Annotated in this window: 19 protein-coding genes; 5 read left to right on the top strand and 14 right to left on the bottom strand. The window is 61.4% G+C overall.

Translation table 11 applies throughout. From position 1 onward, the window contains the following. Positions 1-519 precede the first annotated feature (519 nt). From I2E45_RS09255 to I2E45_RS09245, 3 genes are all read left to right on the top strand, one after another. A complete protein-coding gene (locus I2E45_RS09255; protein ID WP_082437811.1) occupies positions 520-885 on the top strand; it encodes an ArsR/SmtB family transcription factor in 366 nt (121 codons plus the stop codon). A 62-nt stretch (positions 886-947) separates the two neighbouring features. After that, positions 948-1,166 (top strand): cation transporter, encoded by a 219-nt coding sequence (locus tag I2E45_RS09250; RefSeq protein WP_195445857.1) that lies wholly within the window; start codon positions 948-950, stop codon positions 1,164-1,166. A gap of 100 nt (positions 1,167-1,266) precedes the next feature. Continuing rightward, positions 1,267-3,219 carry a heavy metal translocating P-type ATPase gene (locus I2E45_RS09245; RefSeq protein ID WP_195445856.1) on the top strand — a complete coding sequence of 651 codons (1,953 nt, stop codon included), beginning with the start codon at positions 1,267-1,269 and terminating at the stop codon, positions 3,217-3,219. A 279-nt stretch (positions 3,220-3,498) separates the two neighbouring features. Here the strand turns inward: I2E45_RS09245 and I2E45_RS09240 are convergent, their stop codons facing one another. The 9 genes from I2E45_RS09240 to I2E45_RS09200 form a co-directional block, all read right to left on the bottom strand. Beyond that, positions 3,499-3,888 carry a metal-dependent transcriptional regulator gene (locus tag I2E45_RS09240; RefSeq protein ID WP_195445855.1) on the bottom strand — a complete coding sequence of 130 codons (390 nt, stop codon included), beginning with the start codon at positions 3,886-3,888 and terminating at the stop codon, positions 3,499-3,501. A 207-nt stretch (positions 3,889-4,095) separates the two neighbouring features. Further along, positions 4,096-4,866, bottom strand: a complete 771-nt coding sequence (locus tag I2E45_RS09235) for a Cof-type HAD-IIB family hydrolase (RefSeq protein WP_195445854.1) — start codon at positions 4,864-4,866, stop codon at positions 4,096-4,098. A 6-nt stretch (positions 4,867-4,872) separates the two neighbouring features. Beyond that, positions 4,873-6,732 (bottom strand): ABC-F family ATP-binding cassette domain-containing protein, encoded by a 1,860-nt coding sequence (locus tag I2E45_RS09230; RefSeq protein ID WP_195445853.1) that lies wholly within the window; start codon positions 6,730-6,732, stop codon positions 4,873-4,875. Between the two features lie 203 nt (positions 6,733-6,935). After that, entirely contained in the window at positions 6,936-7,808 is an 873-nt protein-coding gene (pstB, locus tag I2E45_RS09225; RefSeq protein ID WP_195445852.1) for a phosphate ABC transporter ATP-binding protein PstB, read from the bottom strand. Then, complete coding sequence (gene pstA / locus I2E45_RS09220) at positions 7,805-8,731, bottom strand: phosphate ABC transporter permease PstA (RefSeq protein WP_195445851.1); 927 nt, start codon at positions 8,729-8,731, stop codon at positions 7,805-7,807. Before pstA ends, pstB begins: the two co-directional genes overlap by 4 nt. After that, positions 8,724-9,632, bottom strand: a complete 909-nt coding sequence (gene pstC / locus I2E45_RS09215) for a phosphate ABC transporter permease subunit PstC (RefSeq protein WP_118335083.1) — start codon at positions 9,630-9,632, stop codon at positions 8,724-8,726. Before pstC ends, pstA begins: the two co-directional genes overlap by 8 nt. A 24-nt stretch (positions 9,633-9,656) precedes the next feature. Beyond that, positions 9,657-10,595: a phosphate ABC transporter substrate-binding protein gene (locus I2E45_RS09210; RefSeq protein WP_195445850.1), complete on the bottom strand. Its 939-nt coding sequence runs from the start codon at positions 10,593-10,595 to the stop codon at positions 9,657-9,659. A 294-nt stretch (positions 10,596-10,889) separates the two neighbouring features. After that, positions 10,890-12,326: a M20 family metallopeptidase gene (locus I2E45_RS09205; RefSeq protein WP_195445849.1), complete on the bottom strand. Its 1,437-nt coding sequence runs from the start codon at positions 12,324-12,326 to the stop codon at positions 10,890-10,892. A gap of 55 nt (positions 12,327-12,381) precedes the next feature. Next, a complete protein-coding gene (locus I2E45_RS09200; RefSeq protein ID WP_229058921.1) occupies positions 12,382-13,044 on the bottom strand; it encodes an HAD hydrolase-like protein in 663 nt (220 codons plus the stop codon). Positions 13,045-13,200: 156 nt separating this feature from the next. Between I2E45_RS09200 and I2E45_RS09195 the strand changes: the two genes are divergently transcribed. Further along, positions 13,201-14,061 (top strand): DegV family protein, encoded by an 861-nt coding sequence (locus I2E45_RS09195; protein ID WP_195445848.1) that lies wholly within the window; start codon positions 13,201-13,203, stop codon positions 14,059-14,061. A 93-nt stretch (positions 14,062-14,154) separates the two neighbouring features. On the opposite strand, the gene I2E45_RS09190 is transcribed toward I2E45_RS09195, so the two are convergent. The 5 genes from I2E45_RS09190 to I2E45_RS09170 all read right to left on the bottom strand — a co-directional run bounded on the left by I2E45_RS09190 (position 14,155) and on the right by I2E45_RS09170 (position 18,240). After that, positions 14,155-14,463, bottom strand: coding sequence for a type II toxin-antitoxin system RelE/ParE family toxin (locus I2E45_RS09190; protein WP_195239464.1), 309 nt, complete (start codon positions 14,461-14,463; stop codon positions 14,155-14,157). Between the two features lie 2 nt (positions 14,464-14,465). Further along, positions 14,466-14,765, bottom strand: coding sequence for a type II toxin-antitoxin system RelB/DinJ family antitoxin (locus tag I2E45_RS09185; protein WP_138112866.1), 300 nt, complete (start codon positions 14,763-14,765; stop codon positions 14,466-14,468). 113 nt (positions 14,766-14,878) lie between these two features. After that, positions 14,879-15,637, bottom strand: coding sequence for an LOG family protein (locus tag I2E45_RS09180; RefSeq protein ID WP_195445847.1), 759 nt, complete (start codon positions 15,635-15,637; stop codon positions 14,879-14,881). 213 nt (positions 15,638-15,850) lie between these two features. Beyond that, complete coding sequence (gene tgt, locus I2E45_RS09175; RefSeq protein ID WP_195445846.1) at positions 15,851-16,990, bottom strand: tRNA guanosine(34) transglycosylase Tgt; 1,140 nt, start codon at positions 16,988-16,990, stop codon at positions 15,851-15,853. A 449-nt stretch (positions 16,991-17,439) separates the two neighbouring features. Further along, the gene (locus I2E45_RS09170; RefSeq protein ID WP_006235414.1) at positions 17,440-18,240 is read right to left on the bottom strand and encodes an SDR family NAD(P)-dependent oxidoreductase; all 801 of its coding nucleotides are present in this window, start codon (positions 18,238-18,240) and stop codon (positions 17,440-17,442) included. Between the two features lie 294 nt (positions 18,241-18,534). Between I2E45_RS09170 and I2E45_RS09165 the strand changes: the two genes are divergently transcribed. Then, entirely contained in the window at positions 18,535-20,298 is a 1,764-nt protein-coding gene (locus tag I2E45_RS09165) for a coiled-coil domain-containing protein (RefSeq protein WP_195445845.1), read from the top strand. Positions 20,299-20,418 lie beyond the last annotated feature (120 nt).

Raw genomic sequence — 20,418 nt, 5'->3', positions numbered from 1 at the left:
GCGGTGTCCCCTCCCTTTCAAGAAAGGGAAGAGGCGGGGCATGCCCCGCCTCTTACACCACATCTCTGCGCGCTACCGGATCTTCGGGGCCGGGAGCTAGACCGGCTAACAAGGTGGGCACCTTAGCGACGTGCAAAATTGCGAGTATTCAGCAGAGCCGGGTGTCTATCACCCTCGAGTGGATCCAAATGTGAAGCGAAATCACTCTTGCGTGAGAGCGTTAGGCAACATTTGAGGAAGAACTCATCGGATTAACACCCTAAGATAACTCTTTAGCTGCATTATTTGGCCTGCGATAAATTAACGGACCCCCTATCGTTGCAGAATACTCCAATTTTTGCACGGCTCAAGGGCACCCACCCCGGCATCGGCTATCAAAACCGCTCAGTCCGGGATCTCGTCCACTATTCCCCATCATTTTGTGCAACGAATTACCTGAACGTCATTGAAATATGAACATACACTCATATAATCGGAAGTAAGTTATTTGAGCGTATGTTCATATGAAAGGATATTGCAATGAGCATCCGCGTTGATGAAACGAAACCCGACACCGAGGCCACCGAGCCAGTGATCCCCACCACCTGCTCGCCCGAGGACCTTCCCGACGAGGAGCTTCTCTACGACCTCGCCGACCTGTTCAAGGTCTTCAGCGACACCACGCGTATCAAGATCCTTTACGCCCTCATGGGCCGCGAGCTCTGCGTGGCAGACATCGCCGAAGCGACCGAAACCTCGCAGTCCGCGGTGTCGCACCAGCTGCGCACACTCAAGCAGTCGCACCTGGTTAAATTCCGGCGCGACGGGCGCAATATCCTCTACTCGCTCGCCGACGACCACGTCTACACCATGCTCAACCAGGGCATGAGCCATATCTGCGAATAGCAACCAACCACGGTACCAGCGCGGCCTGCACCAAAGCCGCAAAAACGGGAAAGGAACCCACCATGAAAAAGCAGTACAAGCTCGATGAGATCGATTGCGCCAACTGTGCGCGCGAGCTTCAGGACGAGTTGGCCAAGCTCGAGGGCGTCAAATCCGTTTCGGTCAACTTTATGACCCAGAAGTTGACGCTCGAGGCCGATGACGCCGAGTTCGACGAGGTCCTCGACCGCGTTGTGGAGTTCACCGCCGACGCCGAGCCGGACTGCGAGATCATTCTCTAGCCAAGGTTTACGCCAACCTGCAAGGCCGCGCTTGCTGCGGCCTTTGCTCGCGAAATTATATGAGCGAATGTTCATACATTCAAATGGGAGGATACGAGTCATGGCCACCGCCGACCCCAAAAAGAAAAAGAAGAAGCGCAAGAAAAAAGAATCACTCGAGCATAAGCGCAACCGCATCCTGGTAGCGCTGGGCATTTTTGCCGTGGTGTACGCCCTCGATGAGCTCGGCACCCTCACTGCCGCATTCGGCACCCCGGGCGACATCTACGCCAGCTTTGTGCTGTTCCTCGTGCCGTTTTTGATTGCCGGCTACGACGTACTGCAAAAGGCATTCAATAACATCCGCCGCGGCAAGGCCTTCGACGAGAGCTTCCTCATGGCCGTCGCGACCATCGGCGCGTTTGCCATGGTGCTCTTCCCCGATACCGACCCGCACATGGCCGAAGGCGCCGCCGTCATGCTGTTCTACCAGGTCGGCGAGCTGTTTCAGGCGTACGCCGTGGGCAAGAGCCGCAAGTCGATCAGTGCCATGATGGACATCGCGCCCGACTACGCTAACGTCGAGCAGCCCGACGGCACACTCGAGCAGGTCTTCCCCGATGACATCGCCGTCGGCACCGTGATCGTGGTCAAGCCCGGTGAGCGCGTGCCTATCGACGGCGTCATCGTCGAGGGCGAAACCCAGCTCGACACCGCCGCCCTTACCGGTGAGTCGGTCCCCCGCCCGGCCAAAACCGGAGACGATATCATCAGCGGCTGCATCAACATGACGGGGCTCATCCACGTGCGCACCACCAAGCCCTTTGGCGAGTCCACCGTCGCACGCGTCCTGGAACTCGTGGAGAATGCCAGCGAAAAGAAGGCACGCACCGAGAACTTCATCACGCGCTTTGCCCGCATCTACACGCCCGCCGTCACCGGCGCTGCCGCGGTGCTCGCGCTCGGCGGTGGCCTGGTCACCGGTGCCTGGTCCGACTGGATTCTGCGCGGCCTGACCTTCTTGGTCGTCAGCTGCCCGTGCGCGTTGGTGATCAGCGTGCCGCTCAGTTTTTTTGGCGGCATCGGCGGCGCGTCCAAGCTGGGCGTTCTCATCAAGGGTTCTAACTACCTCGAGACGCTTGCCGACGTGGACACCGTCGTCTTTGACAAGACGGGCACCCTCACCAACGGCACGTTCTCGGTGGTCGCGGTACACCCCGAGGCCGGCTATACCGAGCAGTCGTTGCTCGAAGTCGCAGCCCTTGCTGAGTCGTTCTCCGATCACCCCATCGCGCAGTCCGTACGTGTCGCCTACCAGGGCGAGGTCGACCCCAAGCGCGTAAGCGACTCCACCAACGACGCGGGCCATGGCGTGACGGCAACCATCGACGGCAAGCACGTCGTCGTTGGCAACGCAAAGATGCTCGCCGCGGCCGGAGTCGAAGCGCCCGATTGCGAGGTCATCGGAACGATTCTGCATGTGCTCGTTGATGGCGTGTACGCCGGCCACATCGTGATTGCAGACACCGTCAAGGCCGATGCTGAGCAAACGATTCGCGACCTGCACGCCGCCGGTGTCAAGCGCACCGTCATGCTCACGGGCGACCGCGAGGAGGTTGCGGCGTCTGTGGCCAAGCAACTCAGTCTCGACGAGTTCCACGCGCAGCTGCTGCCGGGCGATAAGGTCGAGCGCGTCGAGGCGCTGCTTGCAACCGAGAGTGGCAAGGGCAAGCTCGCCTTTGTGGGCGACGGCATCAACGATGCGCCCGTGCTTACGCGCGCCGATGTGGGCATTGCCATGGGCGCTATGGGTTCTGACGCTGCGATCGAGGCCGCCGATGTCGTGCTCATGGACGACAAGCCGTCCAACATTTCCCGCGCGATCCGCGTGGCACGCAAGACCATGGCGATTGTTTGGCAGAACATCATCTTTGCGCTGGGCATTAAGCTGCTGATCCTTGTGCTGGCAGCGCTGGGCATCGCCAACATGTGGCTTGCCGTGTTCGGCGACGTAGGCGTGGCGATCATCGCCATCCTGAACGCCATGCGCGCGATGGGTGTCAAGAACCTGTAGCACTCGTGGCCCCTCCAGCCGGGGTCGGGCTTGGCTTTGAAAACGTCCTCGCGCATGAGGCCCGTCTTTCCTGCTCCTGCGGAGCAACGGAAAGGCGGGCCTCGCGCTGCGGAGTGTTTTCAAAACCAAACCCGGTCCCGGCCTGCATTGACACAGCTGAAGGTTCTTGGGCATCGCTTGCTGGCGGGGTTCCTTGTCTGAGTTGGACTTGGTTGGCGGGGCTACTGGTCCCGGTCGCTGGTTCGCGCTTTGCGCGAACTCCGCGCCACTGTAAGTCAGTTAGGCTTCCGTTGTTGGGCCCGCCGCATCTTCCCGTCCCAGCATCGCCCTCAGCTTCTCGAAGCTTTCCTCGCTTAGGCAGTGCTCCATGTGGCAGCCCTCTTGCGACGCGACCTCAGCCGAAACACCCGCATCCTCCAGCAGCCCCACGAAAAAGCAGTGACGCTCCCACATTTGACGAGCGACCTCCAGACCACGCTCCGTCAGATGAACGTCACGCTTGCCCATTTCGACATAGCCGTTGCTTTCCAGCGTCGCCATGGCCTTGGAAACACTCGCCTTGGTTACGCCGAGGTACTCCGCAACGTCGATCGAGCGCACGATGCCCTGACGTTTCGACAGAACGTAGATCGATTCGAGATAGTCTTCTCCGGATTCACGTAGGGCCATGGGCCGCCTTTCGCGATGATTGCTAGTTAGCCTTTGGATACTTTCCACGGCTAACTTTACCGCAAAAGTTGCCCATGTCTTACTACTTTGTCTAAAAGTTAGCCGTGTTTCACAAAACGTGCGGGACGAAAACAAAATGGGGACGCCCCGCAAGGAGTGTCCCCAGCTGCCGGCAGAAAAGGAACGTCCCCAGGTGCCGAGCCGCAGCTATAACAGTCCAAAGTGCTTCGCGGCGTTGTAGATGCCGTCGTCGTCCACGGCTGTCGTCACATAGGTCGCCGCAGCTTTCACCGTGTCCTGTGCGTTGCCCATGGCCACACTTGTGCCCACGGCCGAGAACATCGACAGGTCGTTCTCGCCGTCGCCAAAGGCAATCGCCTCGCTCGCGTCGATACCAAGCCGCTCGAGCGTCGCCGCCACGCCCAGGTCCTTGCCGCCGTTAGCGGGAATAATGTCGCAGAACAGGTCGCACCAGCGCGTGGTGAGCGAATGCGACACGGCGTCGGTCACGATATGTTCGTCGGCCGGGTCCACAAAGGCGCAGAACTGGTAGACCGGTGCGTCAAAGGCGTGCTCAAACGGCTCCTCGTGGTAGACGATTCCCGCGTTGCTGCCAGCCGTCACCACGCGCTCGGACAGGCGGTTCACAAACGAGTTCTCGCCCTGCATGCACAGCGAGTCATAGCGCCCCTGCGCCACCTGGTCCACAATCACCGCAACGTCGTCCGGATCGATCGGACAGCTGCGGTAAACCCCCTCGGCATCAAAACAGTGCTGACCCGAGAGCGTAATGTACGCATCCCAGCCCAGGTCGAACAGCCAGTCCGGCATCTGGTAGGTCGGGCGACCCGTGGCGATCACGCATGCGATCCCCTGCTCGTGAAAGCTGTCGAGCACCTGCTGCGCCGACGCCGGAATCCGGTGGGTCTTAAAGCTCAGCAGCGTGCCGTCGATATCGAAAAACGCGGCTTTGATCATCCTCGTCTACTCCTCGCCCTCGAGCTTTTCGCTCGCCTCGAGCCACGCCATCTCCAGCTCGTCCATGGCGGCGTGAGCCTCGTCGATCTTTGCCTGCTGCTCGCCGAGCGCCGTGTAGTTGGTGGGATCGACTTGGGCCATTGCTGCCTCGGCCTCCTCAACGCGGGCGCGCTGCGTCTCCATCTTGCGCTCGAGCGAACTCACCTCGCGGCGGAGCTTCTGGCGCTCGGCGTTGGACAGGCCGTTGGGCTGACCGCTCGACTTGGGCTTTTCGGCCGCAGCTGCCGCGGCACCGGTGTCAAACGTGCCGGTCTTGGCGCTCGGCGCGCCCACGGGCTCGCCCTCGGCGGTGGCGTTGCACAGGCGCAGGTACTGGTCCACGCCACCGGGCATATGCGTCAGGTGGCCGTCGAGCAGCGCCCACTGCTGGTCGGTCACGCGCTCCATCAAAAAGCGGTCGTGCGTCACCAGGATCAGCGTGCCGGGCCAGCCGTCGAGCAGATCCTCGACAATCGCCAGCATGTCGGTATCCAGGTCGTTGCCGGGCTCGTCCAGGATGAGCACGTTGGGCTCGTCCAGGATTGTCAGTAGCAGCGACAGGCGACGGCGCTGGCCGCCCGAAAGATCGCCGATGCGACTCCAGAGCTGCTGCGTCGTAAAGCCCAGACGCTCGCAGAGCTTCTCGGGCGAAGTCTCCTTGCCGTCGATGACGTAGTACTTCTTATAGTTGCCGAGCACCTCGCGGATCGTGTCGCCCATGTAGGGCTTGAGCTCCTCGAGCTGCTGCGACAGCACGCCAAAGCGCACTGTCTGGCCAATCTTCACGCGGCCGCGCGTGGGCGCGATCTTGCCCTGGATCACGTCGAGCAAAGTCGACTTGCCGGCGCCGTTCTCGCCCAAAAGACCATAGCGGTCGCCCGCACCAATGAGCCAGGTCACGTCGTTGAGCACCTGCTTGGGCGCGCCATCGGTATCCGCATAGCCGGCGTCCACGTCGACCACATCGATAACCTGCTTGCCCAGGCGGCTCACGGCCAGGCGCTTGAGCTCCAGCTCGTCACGCACGGGCGGCACGTCGGCGATCAGCTCGCGAGCGGCATCCACGCGAAACTTGGGCTTGGTGGAGCGCGCCTGGGCACCGCGGCTCAGCCACGCGAGCTCCTTACGTGCCATGTTGCGACGGCGCTCCTCGATAACCGCGGCCATGCGGTCGCGTTCCACGCGCTGCAGGATATATGCCGAATAGCCGCCCTCGAAGGGATCGACCTGGCCGTCGTGAACCTCCCACATGCTGGTGCAGACCTCGTCCAAGAACCAGCGATCGTGCGTGACCACGAGCATCGCGCCCTGACCGCGCTGCCAGCGGGCCTTTAAGTGACGCGCAAGCCAGTTGATGGTGCGCATGTCCAGATGGTTGGTGGGCTCATCGAGCATGAGCACGTCATAGTCGCCGATCAGCAGGCGCGCGAGGTCCACGCGGCGGCGCTGACCGCCCGAGAGCTCGCCTACCATGCCCTCCCAGGGCACATCGCTAATGAGGCCGGCGAGGATCTGGCGCGTACGGGGGCTCGACGCCCACTCGTACTCGGGGGCGTCACCCACAACGGCATGATGCACGGTATCGGTATCGACAAGCTGGTCCTTTTGGCCGAGTAGACCGATCGTGATGCCGCGGCGGTGCGTCACGCGTCCGTCATCGGGCTCCAGCGTGCCGGCGAGCACGCTCAGCAGCGTCGACTTGCCGTCGCCGTTTTTACCGACAATACCAATGCGGTCGCCCTCGCCCACGCCGAGCGTCACGCTATCGAAAATATGCTTGGTGGGAAACTCTAGGCTGACGGAATCGCATCCCAAAAGAATCGCCATATGCCCTGCTCCTTCGTAGAAATTCAACGTTCTCCATGATAGCGAAAACCACCACAAAGGGGACGGGCGCCTTCGTGGTGGTTTTGGGCAAGCGCACCAGCACACGACACAAAAAGGCGGGCCATCTCCCGCAAGAGATGACCCGCCTCTCCAATCAGTCCCGCGGCAACCGTGGCCGCCGCGGGCCTCAAGCATGTCCCGGACTAGGAGAACATGCCGGTGAGGTAATCATTCAGCCGCTTATCCTTGGGCCGTTGGAAAATCTCGTCGGTCTCGTCGTACTCGACCATATCGCCCATGTAGAAAAACGCCGTGCGGTTGGACACGCGCGACGCCTGCTCCATGTTGTGCGTCACGATGACGATGGCGCGGTCGGCCACGATCGACGACATGAGGTCCTCGATCGCCAGCGTCGAGATGGGGTCGAGCGCCGAGCAGGGCTCGTCAAACAGGATTACGTCGGGGTTGAGCGCCAGCGTGCGCGCAATGCACAGACGCTGCTGCTGACCGCCCGAAAGCGCGTAGGCGCTCTTGTCGAGCTTGTCTTTGACCTCGTCCCACAGCGCGGCACCGCGCAGACTTTCCTCGACCATGCGGTCGAGCTCGTCACGGTCGGTGATGCCGTGGCGCTTGGGCGCAAAGGTGATGTTGTCGCGAATGGACTTGCGGAAGGGGTTGGGCTGCTGGAACACCATGCCGATGGAGCGACGCAGCTCGTACGTGTTCTCGGTCTTGGTGTTCACGTTGCGCCCGCGGTAGTTGATCTCGCCCTCCACGCGACAGCGGCGAATCTCGCGATTCATCAGGTTGAGGCTACGCAAGAAGGTCGACTTGCCGCAGCCCGAAGGCCCGATGAGCGCCGTGATCTCACCCTTGTGGAAGTCGAGCGACGTATTGTGCAGCGCATGGTGGTCGCCATAGTACACGTTGACGTCCTTGGTGGAGACCACGACCTCGTCGCTCACGGCCTTGCCGCTCACGCGAACACGTTTCTCGCTCTCCCCCACGCTCGACAAAAAGTCCTGGGTGTCGGACGATGCCGCCTCGGTTGCGGGCGTCGCATTCATCTCGCTCATTCGGCCGTCATCCTCCTTGCCAGTTGCTTGCCCACGATACGGGCGACTACGTTAAACAGCAGCACGCAAATCATCAGCAGTGCCGCGGTGCCCCAGACGATCTGCTGGGCCTCGGGGCTGCCCTCGCCATAGATCTTGTAGATGTGCACGGCCAGCGACTCGCCGGGACGGAACACGTTCCAGGCGCAGGTGGGGCTCGACAGGTTAAAGCTCAAGAAGTTCAGGCGAACCGGCGAGCTCATGCCCGAGGTAAAGAGCAGCGCCGCGGCCTCGCCAAACACGCGGCCGGCCGAAAGCACGATGCCGGTCACGATGGCGGGCATGGCCTCGGGAATCAGGATGTGCAGTGTGGCCTCCCAGCGAGTGAGGCCCATGGCCAGGCACGCATCGCGCTGGGCCTGCGGCACGTCCTCGAGCGCCTGCTGAATCACGCGCACCAGGATGGGGATGTTGAACATGGTGAGCGCGACGGCGCCGGAGATGATGGAGTACTTCCAGCCCAGCTGCACCGAGAACACCAGAAAGCCGAACATGCCTACGACAATGGAGGGCAGCGAGGACAGCGTCTCGATGGCGGTCGAGGCGATGTCGCGAATAGGCCCATCGGGCGCGTACTCAACCAAAAAGACCGCGCCGCCCAGGCTGATGGGCACCGAGATGATCAGGGTGATCAGCAGCAGATAGAACGAGTCGAACAGCTGGTAGAGCACGCCGCCCTGCGTTCCGTTGGCGCGTGCGGGCTGTGTGAGAAAGCCCGGCTGGAACAGCGTCGAGATACCCTCGAACAGGATGTAGGCCACCATGGAGACGACGATGAGCATGACGATGGCGACGATCGCCGTCAGCACGCCCGTGGCGATGCGGTCCTGCCTTTGGACACGCCCGAGTCTCGCCTCGTCGATATGGATGCGCGTGCTAGCCACGAGCCTTCGCCCCCTTGCGGCCAATGAGATGGATGATCAGGATGAAGATGAGGCTCATGCCCATCAGCAGAAGACCGAGCGCCCACAGGACGTCGTCCTGGGCCGAGCCCTCGGCATAGACCGCCATGGACGTGGTGAGCGTGGTGGTGATGGTGGAGGCCGGCGACAGCAGCGACGTCGGCATGGCCTCGATACCGCCGATAACCATGCGCACGGCGAGCGTCTCGCCAAAGGCGCGGGTCATGCCAAGGATGACCGCGGTCATGAGCGAGGGCATGGCGCTCTTGAGCACCACGTGCCAGATGGTCTGCCAGCGGGTGTAGCCCAGCGCGAGCGAACCCTGACGGTAGCTGTCGGGCACGGCACGCAGGCCATCGACCGAAAGCGTGGTCATGGTCGGCAGGATCATGACGGCCAGCACGATGGCGCCGGGCAAGATGCCCAGACCCGTGCTCACATGGAAAACGCTCTTCATAAGGCCGACGACCACGTGAAAACCGATCAGGCCAAAGACGACCGAGGGAATGCCGGTCAAAAGCTCAATAAGCGGCTGAAAGACCTTGGAGCCAAACTTAGGCTGGATCTCGACCGCAAAGATGGCAGAGCCGATGGCGATGGGCAGCGCGATGAGCGTGGAGAGTACCATGACCGCAAACGAGGTGACGATCAGGGGCAGGGCGCCGGTGTAGGGCAGGCCGTTTTCGGCCGTGTTGGCCAGGTCCCACTTGGTACCGGTAAAAAACTCGACGATCGAGACGCCGTCCTTGAAAAAAGCCGAGAGGCCCTTTTGGGCGACCATAAAGATGAGCGCGGCAACGACAAGCGTCACGAGCGCTACGCACGCGCCCGTGACGCCCAGGCCCACGTTCTCAAGGTCGCGCTTTGGCAGCTGTTTTGCCATTGCAAACCTTTCCGGGGCGATTACTTATTTAGCGGAGACCTTGCCGCTGGCGTCCTTGACGACCTTCATAGCAGAGACGGGGATAAAGCCCTGCTCCTCGACGAGCTTGCCCTGGACGTCGTCGGAAAGCATGAACTCCAGGAAGGCCTTGGTGGCCTCGTCGGCGTCCTTGGAGCAGTACATGTGCTCGGTCGCCCAGATCTTGAAGGAGTCGTCGGTGACGTTTGCGCTCTTGGGCTCCACGCCCTCGACCTTGATGGCGTTGAACTTGGAGTCGTCGAAGTGCGAGAAGTCGAGGTAGGAGATGGCATTGTCGGTGCTGCCCATCTGAGTCTGGACATCGCCGGACTTGTCGAGCTCGGCGTCGCCCTTAAAGTCGACGGCCTCGTCGCCAAAGACGGCGGCCTCGAAGGTGGCGCGGGTGCCGGAGCCGGCCTTGCGGTTGAGAACGACGATCTTGGCGTCGTCGCCGCCGACCTCCTTCCAGTTGGTGATCTGGCCGGAGAAGATACCCTTGAGCTGCTCGAGGGACAGGTCGTCGACGTTGACGTTCTTGGAGACGACGGGGCCCATGCCCACGACGGCGACCTCGTGGTCGACGAGGTTCTTGACCTGGTCGGCCTCGAGCTTGGTCTCGGCGAAGACGTCGGAGTTACCGATAGTGACGGTGCCGGCGGCGACAGCGGTCAGGCCCTTGCCCGAACCGTTACCCGAGCCAGAGACGGAGACGTCCGGGTTGGCATCCATGAACTTCTCGGCAGCAGTCTCGACGAGAGCCTGGAACGAGGAAGCGCCGTCGTAGGTCACCTCGCCCGAGACGGACTCGGCAGCAGCGGCGCTGCCCTCAGCAGCGGTGTTGGCGGCGTTGGAGCCGCCGCAACCAACGAGACCGAGACCGACGATGCTGGCAAGACCACCAGCAAGGCCGAGGAACTGACGACGAGAATAAGCCTGATCGAGCATGATCTTCCTTTCATACATGCGACTCGCGGGCACCCTGCCCGCTTTGCTGTTTGGAAAGATACGGTCTCGATCGGGCGACGACCGCCTTATCTGCGGTTTCTTACGGACATTTGATAGACCCTTACCGCAAGCTCTGCCCAGCCTTTACAAACGGATAACAAACCCGCCACCAAGCATGACCCGCCTTTTACACCAATAAAAACAAAGTTGCGGTGAAATAGTTCCTGCTTGGCCATCAAATGGCCCATTCTAGGAACTATTCCACCACAACTTAGATTGGGAAACCGCGAGACCTTAAAGCTCCAATTCATTCAAACGGAGGATCGCAACAATATAGATCTTGAGCGCTTGTTTGAGCTGTTCCTCGTTGGCGCACTCGTTGGGGCCGTGCATCTGGCCGCCCCATGCGGGCAGCTCCAGACCGGTCTCCTCGGGGCCAAACGACACGGCGCGGGCAAAGTTGCGCGCGTACGTGCCGCCGCCCATGGCAAAAGGCTCGGCGTGCTTGCCCGTAAACTCGTTATAGGTATCGATAAGCGCCTTCACGGCCGGATCGTCGGCAGACACCGAGAACGGCACCTTTGCATGACCCAGGCGACACGTCACGTCAAAGCGCCCCACGAGCGGCTCGAGCTGCTCGCGGATGGTATCGGCGCTCGTGCTATCAGGGAAACGCACGTCGATGACCTGCTCGATATGGCCATCCACCACGCGGATGACGCCGGGGTTGCAGGTGAGCGGGCCAAACGCCGGGCTCGTCGCGTCGATACCCAGGCCGCGACCATAGGCGTCCGCATGCACAAAGGCCAAAAACTTGACAAACTCGTGCTCGGCAGGCGTCAGCAGGCGCTCGCCGCGGGCACCAAACGCGTCCTCGGCCTCGCGCAGATACGACACGATCAGGCCGACGGCATTGATCGTCCCCTCGGGCATCGAGGCGTGACCGCCAATACCGTGGGCGAAAATCTGCACATGACCATTGTCGAGAGCCGTGATCTCCAGGCGGTCAGCATTCTCGACCGGCGCCGGCAGCTCATCGGCGGCAATCGCGAGCTCGCAGATGGACTGCGACGGAATGGCATTGCTCGCCTCGGCGCCGCTCCACGACACGATGCGCCCGCCGTCGATCTTGGGACTCACGAACGTCGCCCCAAACTGGCCCTTCTCGGCATTGCAGACCGGGAACTCGGCATCGGGCGTAAACAAAAAGTCGGGGTCTGCGTGGTTCTCCAGATAATGGTGAACGTCGGACATGCCCACTTCCTCATCGCAGCCCAGCAGCGCGCGGAAGGTGTAGCACGGAACAATGCCGTGCTTGAGCAGGTACGCGCCGGCATAAAGCGACAGCACTGCCGGGCCCTTGTCGTCGATCACGCCGCGACCGAGCAACCAGCCCTCGCGACGCTCCATCGCGAACGGATCGGTGTTCCAGCCAGGGCCGGCGGGAACCACGTCCACGTGGCAGATAGTCGCGAGCTGCTTGTCGCCGCGGCCCGGGATATCGGCGATTCCCACATAGCCCTCGTCGTCGCTCGTCTGATAGCCGAGCTTCTGCGCGATGCCGAGCGCGCAATCGAGCGCGTCACGGACCGGGCGGCCAAACGGCGCGCCGGGCTCCGCATCGGCAGAAACTGCCACGGAAGGATAACTCACCAGCTGCTCGATATCAGCGACGACATCCTCCCAGACCTCGTCGACATACTCAGCGACGCTCTGCTCCACCTGATTCATGGACGACCTCCTTACCAATGAGCGACGGGTACGCCCGCCCCTCACATTATGTCTATTAGATAGCGAAAAGTTTAGCAAGCTCGGCCACCGAGTGCACCACCGCATCGGCGCCCGCGGCCTCGTGCTCCCCCGGCGCTGCCGCGCCCGAATAGATGCCGATGCACGGCACGCCCATCGCGTGTGCCCCCTCCACATCGTTAAAGCGATCGCCGATCATCACGGCATCGTCGGCCGTCGCGCCGAGCGCCGCCAGGGCATCGCGAACCGAATCGGCCTTGGTCTCGCGTCCCTGCGGCGGATTCATGCCAACCACCGCCTCAAACTGCGAAAGCCCCAGCTCGCCCACCATGTCAATGCACTTTGCCTCCATGCGTGACGTCGCCACGACCAAGCGATGCCCCTGCGCGACAAGGCCATCGAGCAGCTCGGGGATTCCATCGAACACGGGATACTCTTCCGGTCCCAGCTCATCAAAAAAGGCACGGTACTCGTCAGCCACCACAAGCGACTCCTCGCGGGAGAAGCCATAAAAGTCGTGAAAGCTCTTCCACAGGGGCGGCCCGATCATGCGGCGCAGGTCACCCATCTGCGCCTCCGAAAACCCGCGCGCGGCCAACGTCTTGCGCGTCGAGCTCATCACCGCCCGGCCCGTATCGGCCACCGTGCCGTCAAAATCGAACAGCACAACCGGCCGCCTGTATATCTCCAACGCCTCCATCGGCATTCCTCTTCCCCAGTTGATGATTTCCACACCGACACTTCAAACTGTTGACTATTCAACAATTGAACCTAGAAATGTGGAACGACTCCACTATACTTGTCGCACTTTGCTCTCAGAAGGCGGCGCGCAAGCGCCCCAATGAAAGGTGCAATTATGTCTTTTGCCATCATAACCGACTCCACGTCGGACATCTCCCCCGCCCGTGCTCAAGAGCTTGGCATTTACGTCATTCCACTGCATGTGATTATCGAGGGCGAGGACCTGCTCGACCAGGTACAGATCACCGCCGAGGAGTACGTCGCCCGCATGGCCGGCTCCGAGCAGCTGCCGCACACCTCGCAGCCGAGTGCCGGCGAGTTCAAGGCACTCTTTGACCGCGTGCGTGCTGACGGCCACGACAGCGCGATCTTTATCTCGCTGTGCAGCGAATGGTCCGCCTGCTATTCCAACGCATGCCTGGTCGCCGAGACCCACGAGCTCGACGTGCGCTGCATCGATTCGCGCACCGGCTCGGGTGCCGAGGGCCTGCTGGTGGAGTACGCGCTCGCCATGCGCGAGGACGGCCGCAGCCTGGACGAGACCGAGGCACAGATCCGCGCGACCCTGCCCGACGCGCACCTGCTGCTGATTCCCCGCACGCTCGAGAACCTCGTTAAGAACGGCCGCGCGCCCAAACTCGCCGGCCAGCTCACGCAGATGCTCAATATTCGCCTGGCCGTTTCGCCGGAGTGGCAGTCGGGCGAGATCAAGGCCATCAAGAAGGGCCGCGGCGCCAAGCGCATCGTCGCCAACACCATGGCAGACTGCCTCGCGTTTTTGGCCGAGCATCCGGGCTCCAGCGTGCGCGTGCTCACGACCGGTGCCGCCGAGGAGCAGGAGCTTGTCGACGAGGCACTCGCAGGCCAGGACTACGTAGACGCCGGCACCGGCCCCATCGGCTGCACCATCGCCACCCATGTAGGCGTCGACGCCATCGCCATCAGCTACTGCCCCCGCTACCAGCCAACTCACTAGGGACGCCCACATCAGTTGCGGTGGAATAGGGACTGTTTTTGGCTTATTAGCCGCCAATCAATCCCTATTCCACCGCAACTTAGAAATCGGCAATCAGCCCTGCGGACCCTGGAACAGCTCCTCATGAGAGCCCATTCTGACCAGCCGGATCACAGGATTAGTCTTATGCGGCAAGTAGAGAACGACCACGTCGACCAAGCCATCGGATAGATGGAAATCGATGTGGCCGTTGTAGTTGCCGCCCGGGTTTGAAAGCTCATGGGCGCCATATTCCGCGGGAAGCGAGCCGTGAGCTGCAAGCTCTGCGACCGCCGCCCTAAACTCGGTTTTTAGCTGCGGATGGATGCGCATCGTCCGTTTGTAATCCGCCTTAAACTGAGCCTCGACTTTAATCTCAAACATCGCTAGTCCTCATCGAGGAACGATATAAGCTCATCAGCGTTATTGAATGACGGGCTGTCGTCCGTCAAAATCCCCAACTCATGAGCCTCGGCGATCACCATGGCGCGTCTCGTCGCCTCGTTGGGCACCTCTGCCCTTCCTACGATCTCAAAAGGAATCTTTCGCTGATTTACCAGCTGCCGAACAGCAAGGTTGAGATACGAATTGAGACTTAGACCAACCGTATCCAAGAACTCAGTCGCCTGCTCCTTGAGCCCCTCTTCGATGCGAACCGTCGTAGGCTTAACCGTTGCAGTGGACATACGCGACCTCCTCGCCTCGTCTTTTGCATCAGTATACCCAATTTAGATGGCAGACTGATGTTAAATAGCATCAGTCTGCCATTCACAATACTACAACGACAGGCACGCTCGCCCTATATCAACCCGCTGAGCGCAATGTCAACGGCCTCGTTGAGGTCGTCGGTAATGTGTACCAGATCCGGATCGAGCGGGCTAATCATACCGGTGCTCATCACCGGGCCGTTGAGCCAGTCGAATAGGCCCTGCCAGTACTCGGTGCCCACCAGCACGAGCGGCATGCGCTTGACCTTGTGCGTCTGCACCAGCGTGAGAACCTCGAACATCTCGTCGAGCGTGCCAAAGCCGCCGGGAAATACGATGGCGCCCGAGCTGTACTTAACGAACATGGTTTTGCGCACAAAGAAGTAGCGGAAGTCCATGCCGAGGTTCACGTATTTATTGAGCCCCTGCTCGTGCGGCAATTCAATGCCTAGGCCAACTGACTTGCCGTTGACACTCGCCGCTCCCCTGTTGGCCGCTTCCATGATGCCGGGGCCGCCACCGGTGATGACCGCCACGCCACGTTGCGCGATCTTGCGCCCGACGGTACGCGCCGCCTTGTAGAGCGGATCGGTCTTGGGCGTGCGGGCGCTACCGAAGATGGTCACCGCAGGTCCAAGCTCGGCAAGCGCGCCAAAACCATCGACAAACTCTGCCTGAATTCGCAGCACGCGCCAGGGGTCGGCGTGCAGCCAGTCAGTCGACTCCTCGGGCGCCAGCAGGTTGGCGTAGGTGTTGTCCTTAGGAATCATGGGGCCGCGCATGACCACGGGGCCGCGGCGGTACGTCTCGTCGTAGGCAGGCTCGCCCTCGACGTTCTCATTCTTAATCATGGGTACTCCTATCGAGAAAAAGAAAAACGGGCGGGGTCGACGCCATGCGTCAAACACCCGCCCGAACATCAACTATTCGGTATGGTACCCACGATGCATCAAGCACTTGCAAGCTATCGGTCAGCGGTCGCGCAGCCGGTGTCAGCGAATGTGACGACCAGCCGGCGCCCGTCCCTTGCCGTTGCCCGCGCTTTGCAAGCGCCCGCGCCGCTCTTAGTAATCCACCGCCGCTGGGCTGTTCATCCAGTCACTCACGAACGCGCCGTAACGACCCTCGATAATGGCCTGGCGGGCGCGCTGCATCAGGTTGAGCAGGTAGTAGATGTTGTGCATCGACAGCAGAATGCCGCCGAGCATCTCCTTCTGCGTGACCATGTGACGGATGAGCGCGCGGCTGTAGCCGCCCGTGCACACCGGGCAGGTGCAGGTGGGGTCGATGGGGCCGTCGTCGTGCGCAAAGCGAGCGTTGCGGAAGTTGAGGCGACCCTCGCTGGAGAATGCCGTGCCCATACGGCCGGTGCGCGTCGGCAGCACACAGTCGAACATGTCGATGCCCACGCCCACGCCGCGTACGAGCGTGGTGGGGTTGCCGACACCCATCAGGTAGCGCGGCTTATGCTTGGGCATGTACTCGCTCACGAGCGGCGCCAGGGTCTCGAACATGGTCTCGTGATCCTCGCCCACCGAATAGCCACCGATACCATAGCCCGGGAAGTCGCCGCACTCCTCCAGATGGCGCAGCGAGCGCAGGCGCAGATCCAGGTGCATGCCGCCCTGAACGATACCAAAGAGTGCCTGGTCGTCGCGGGTATGCGCCTTATAGCAGCGCTCGGCCCACATGCTCGACAGCTCGACGGCACGCTCAACGTAAGCGCGCGTGGCGGGATAGCCCGGGCACTGGTCCAGCTGCATGCAGATGTCGGAGCCGAGCTTCATGGCGATTTCCATGTTGTCCTCGGGCGTCCAAAACACGTGGCGGCCGTCGTAATCGTTGACGATAAAGCGCACGCCCTCGTCGGTGAGCTTGACGGCATCGTTGTGGCTGAAGACCTGGAAACCGCCCGAGTCGGTGAGGATGGGGCCGTGCCAGTTCATGAACTTGTGCAGGCCGCCCAGCTCGGCGATGCTGTCCTCGCCGGGACGCATGGACAGATGATAGGTATTGGCGAGCACGATCTGGGCGCCGAGCTTCTTGACAGTCTCGGTAGGAATGCCCTTGACGTTTGCCTTGGTGCCCACGGGCATAAAAATCGGCGTCTCGATGTCGCCGTGCGGGGTGTGCAGTACGCCGGCACGCGCGTGCGTCGTCGGGTCCTCGGCGATCAGGTCGAATTTAAAAAGGTTCTGGTCCATAAACTGGAACTCCTTGGTTGCGGTTCATACGCAAACCATTATACGGGCAACCCGCAAAGAGCACCGACTCGACAGAAACTAGTGCATTAGGATCAGGTTCCCGAGCCGGTCGTTGGGGACAGTCTTCAGCGCCATCTTGCAAAGGAATGTCCCAATCTGCCGACACTTAGGGACTGTCCCCAAGTGCCGGCAAGAGTGTCCCTTTTGACTAGTCATTTAAGAACGTCCCCAACGACTACATCTGGGATTATTTCCAACGGCCAAGGCAACGCCGATGCTCTGACAACGTCAGCGAGCGGTCGCCAGAGCGAACAAATTGGCATGAAAAGAGGACGGCATAGACCTTCTGGTCATGCCGTCCTCTTTGAATGACAAGTTGTCGCTCTGGTGACCGCGCAGCGTCGGCTGGTCCGCCGTTCGTTAGAACGGCGGAACCTGAGACGTAACCCCTAAGGACGCTGGCCCATGCCACCCTCGAGGGTGACGGTCTCGCCGTTCATATACTTAAAGTCGGGACCGCAAAGCTGAACGACAACGCGGCCGATTTCCTTCTCGACGTCGCCGTAGTGGCCTGCCGGCGGCATGTGGACGTTGGCCTTGAACGCCTCGGGATAGGCATCCTGGAAGTTCTCGAGCGCGGCGGTCCAAGCAAGCGGGCAAACGATATTGACGTTGATGCCGTCCTTGCCCCACTCGTTGGCGGCAACGCGAGTCAGACCACGGATGCCTTCCTTGGCGGCGGCATAGCTGCACTGGCCGTAGTTGCCAAACAGGCCGGCGCCCGAAGCAAAGTTGACCACGGAGCCCTTGGTCTCCTTCAGGTGCGGATAGGCCTTCTGCATGTACAGGTAGGTGGCATACAGGCCAGAGTAAATGGCCAGGTTAAACTGATCCATGGTGTGATCGGCAATGGTCACGCCCGAGGCGCTGGCCTGAGCGTTGTTGACGACGGCGTCGATGCGACCGAACTCCTCAATGGCCTTGTCGATGACGTTCTGGACGACAGCCTCGTTGTCCTGACCAGCAGAAACATCGGCCTGAACAGGCAGAACCTTGACACCGTACTCGGCCTCGAGGGATTCCTTGGCGGCCTCGAGCTTGGCGACGTTGCGGCCGGTGATGACGAGGTTTGCGCCCTCCTTGGCAAAAGCGATATCGATGCCGTAGCCGATGGAACCAGCGGAGCCGTCCTTAAGCGTGGCCTTGCCGCCGCCGGTAACGATCACGGTCTTACCAGTGAAAAGTCCCATACAAAGTCCTTTCAAATCGCGACGGGCCTGCCCGTCGACTGCGCGCATCCAACTTCACGCGCCAAAAGCTGAAATGCAACTTTAGCGGATTCAAGCGAAAAATAAAGCCCATGGCAGGCGAACGGCGCAACGTCTTTCGGCGAAGGGAATGTCAAGTACAAACTGGATAAAGTGGCCGAGTTTTTGCTATCGACGCGAGCCATCGAACACGTTTTGAAACTTTGCTGCAGCGCGCGGGATGTCGGCGCGAGACTTTATCATAGGGTGACAAACTACGATGAGGAGCACATGCCTATGACAGACGAGCTGGACCCCCAGACTCAACAGCATATTGATGATTCCGCAGACGTCACTGCAGATGCCGACGCTGTGACCTGCGATGATATTGACCTCGACGACCCCATCTTAGACGAAAGCGCTACGGCGGAAACCCCCAGCGCCGAAGATGCGGGCAAGCAAAACGACGATGCGCCCGCTCAGGACGACCGCCCCGTACAGGATGCTGCTCCGCAAGCTGCGGGCCCTATCGAGATTTCTTCGGAAGAAGAGCTCGACGCCGTCATGGACTCCATGATGGATGCCGTCAAAGCGATGAAAGACGCCGTGGCCGACGCTGACGTTGACGCCGAGGAAGAGGAGGCCGCCGAGGCAGCCTCGACCTTCGTACCCGGCGAGACTCCGGTTGCCGACCAGGACAGCGCCATGCCCTCGTTTCTGCAGCTCGAGCATCCCACGATTGGCGCCGATGCGGTCGACCCGCACGCAGCAGGCTTTTCTGTGGTCGAGGGCGGCACCGGCAATATCGCCGCGCCGCAGGCTACCGATGCGGACGCTGCCGACACCGCTCGCCCGACCACCCCGCACTCCCCCGCCGCGAGCCGCGATCTGGGGACCGCCGTTTCGAACACCGCGAACGCCGTGGGCACCTTTATCGCCCAGGGCGCCTCGGCCATGCGCGAGATGAACGCCGCGAAAAAGGCACTTGCCGATGCCCGTGCCCACCTGGCCGAACTTGAGCAGCGCATTGCCGACCAGGCCGAGGAACTCGAGACGCGCCAGGATATCGCAGGCCGCTACGACCAGATCGTCGCCGACCAGCGCCAGGCGATTGCCACGGCCCAAAAGACTGCAGCGGCCGCCGAGATTGATCGTGATGCCCACGCCTCCAAAGCGACAGAGCTCAAGGGTCAGCTCGAACAAATGAAGACAGAGGATGACGCGACTGAGCTCCGCCTGAAGGCCGCGCTCGACGCCGTGGAGGCCCGCGAGGCAAGCTCTCGCGAGACCGGCAACCGCCTCGTTCGACGTCTTGAGGATTCCAAGCGCATCCGCGACAAGGTGAAGGCCGAGCGAGACGCCGGCATTGCGGCCGCACAACAAACCGTCGACGCCACGCGCGCCCAGCTCGAGACGCTGCGTCATGAGTATGCCGAGCTGCAACGCAATCCCTCGGCAAATCCCGCCAACTATACGGTGCGCACCAGCGAGCTCTCGATGCAGATCTCCGACACGGCAGATGCCCTGCGAAAAGCCGAAGAAGATGTCCCGCGCATCACCGCCGACCTTGAGCACTCGCTTGCCGCAGCCGAGCAGGCCGTCGAGCAGGCTCAAGCCCCCATTGCCGAAGCCAAACGCGCACACCAAGCCGTGACGACTGAGGCCGATGCCGCGCGCGACGAGCTGCAGACGGCGAAAACTGCCGCCACGACGCGCCAGCGCGAACTGCGCGAGAAGATAGCCGCCGAGGACAAGGCACGCCGCGACCAAGAGCAAAGCATCGCCAACGCCCAAGCAGATGCCGCACATGCACAGTCGATCATCGAGCAGGCGACCGAGGTGCATGACCATCCAGAGATCACTGAGTCGCTTGCAGGATCCTTGGCCCGAGACAAAGCCGAACACGCCGAGACCGAGCAAGAAGTCGCCCAGCTCGAGGCCACCGAGGACGCGGTGCGCGAGCGTACCCGCGACTCACGCATCAAATTCACTGGCGCCATCGTCTGCATCGTCGCCGTGATTCTGGTAATCATCCTAGTCTGGCTGTTCGCGAGCAAGTAACCACTCCCCAAAGACTACAAGGAGTGTCCCCAAGTGCCGGCACAGACGATATGAGCAGGACATAAAAACATTGAGAGCCCCTGCTGCATGAAAGACCGCGGATTAGGCCGACAATGGTGA

Source organism: Collinsella aerofaciens (genome assembly GCF_015555045.1).
Lineage (GTDB): Bacteria > Actinomycetota > Coriobacteriia > Coriobacteriales > Coriobacteriaceae > Collinsella > Collinsella aerofaciens_W.
This window is presented reverse-complemented; position numbering and strand designations above follow the sequence as displayed.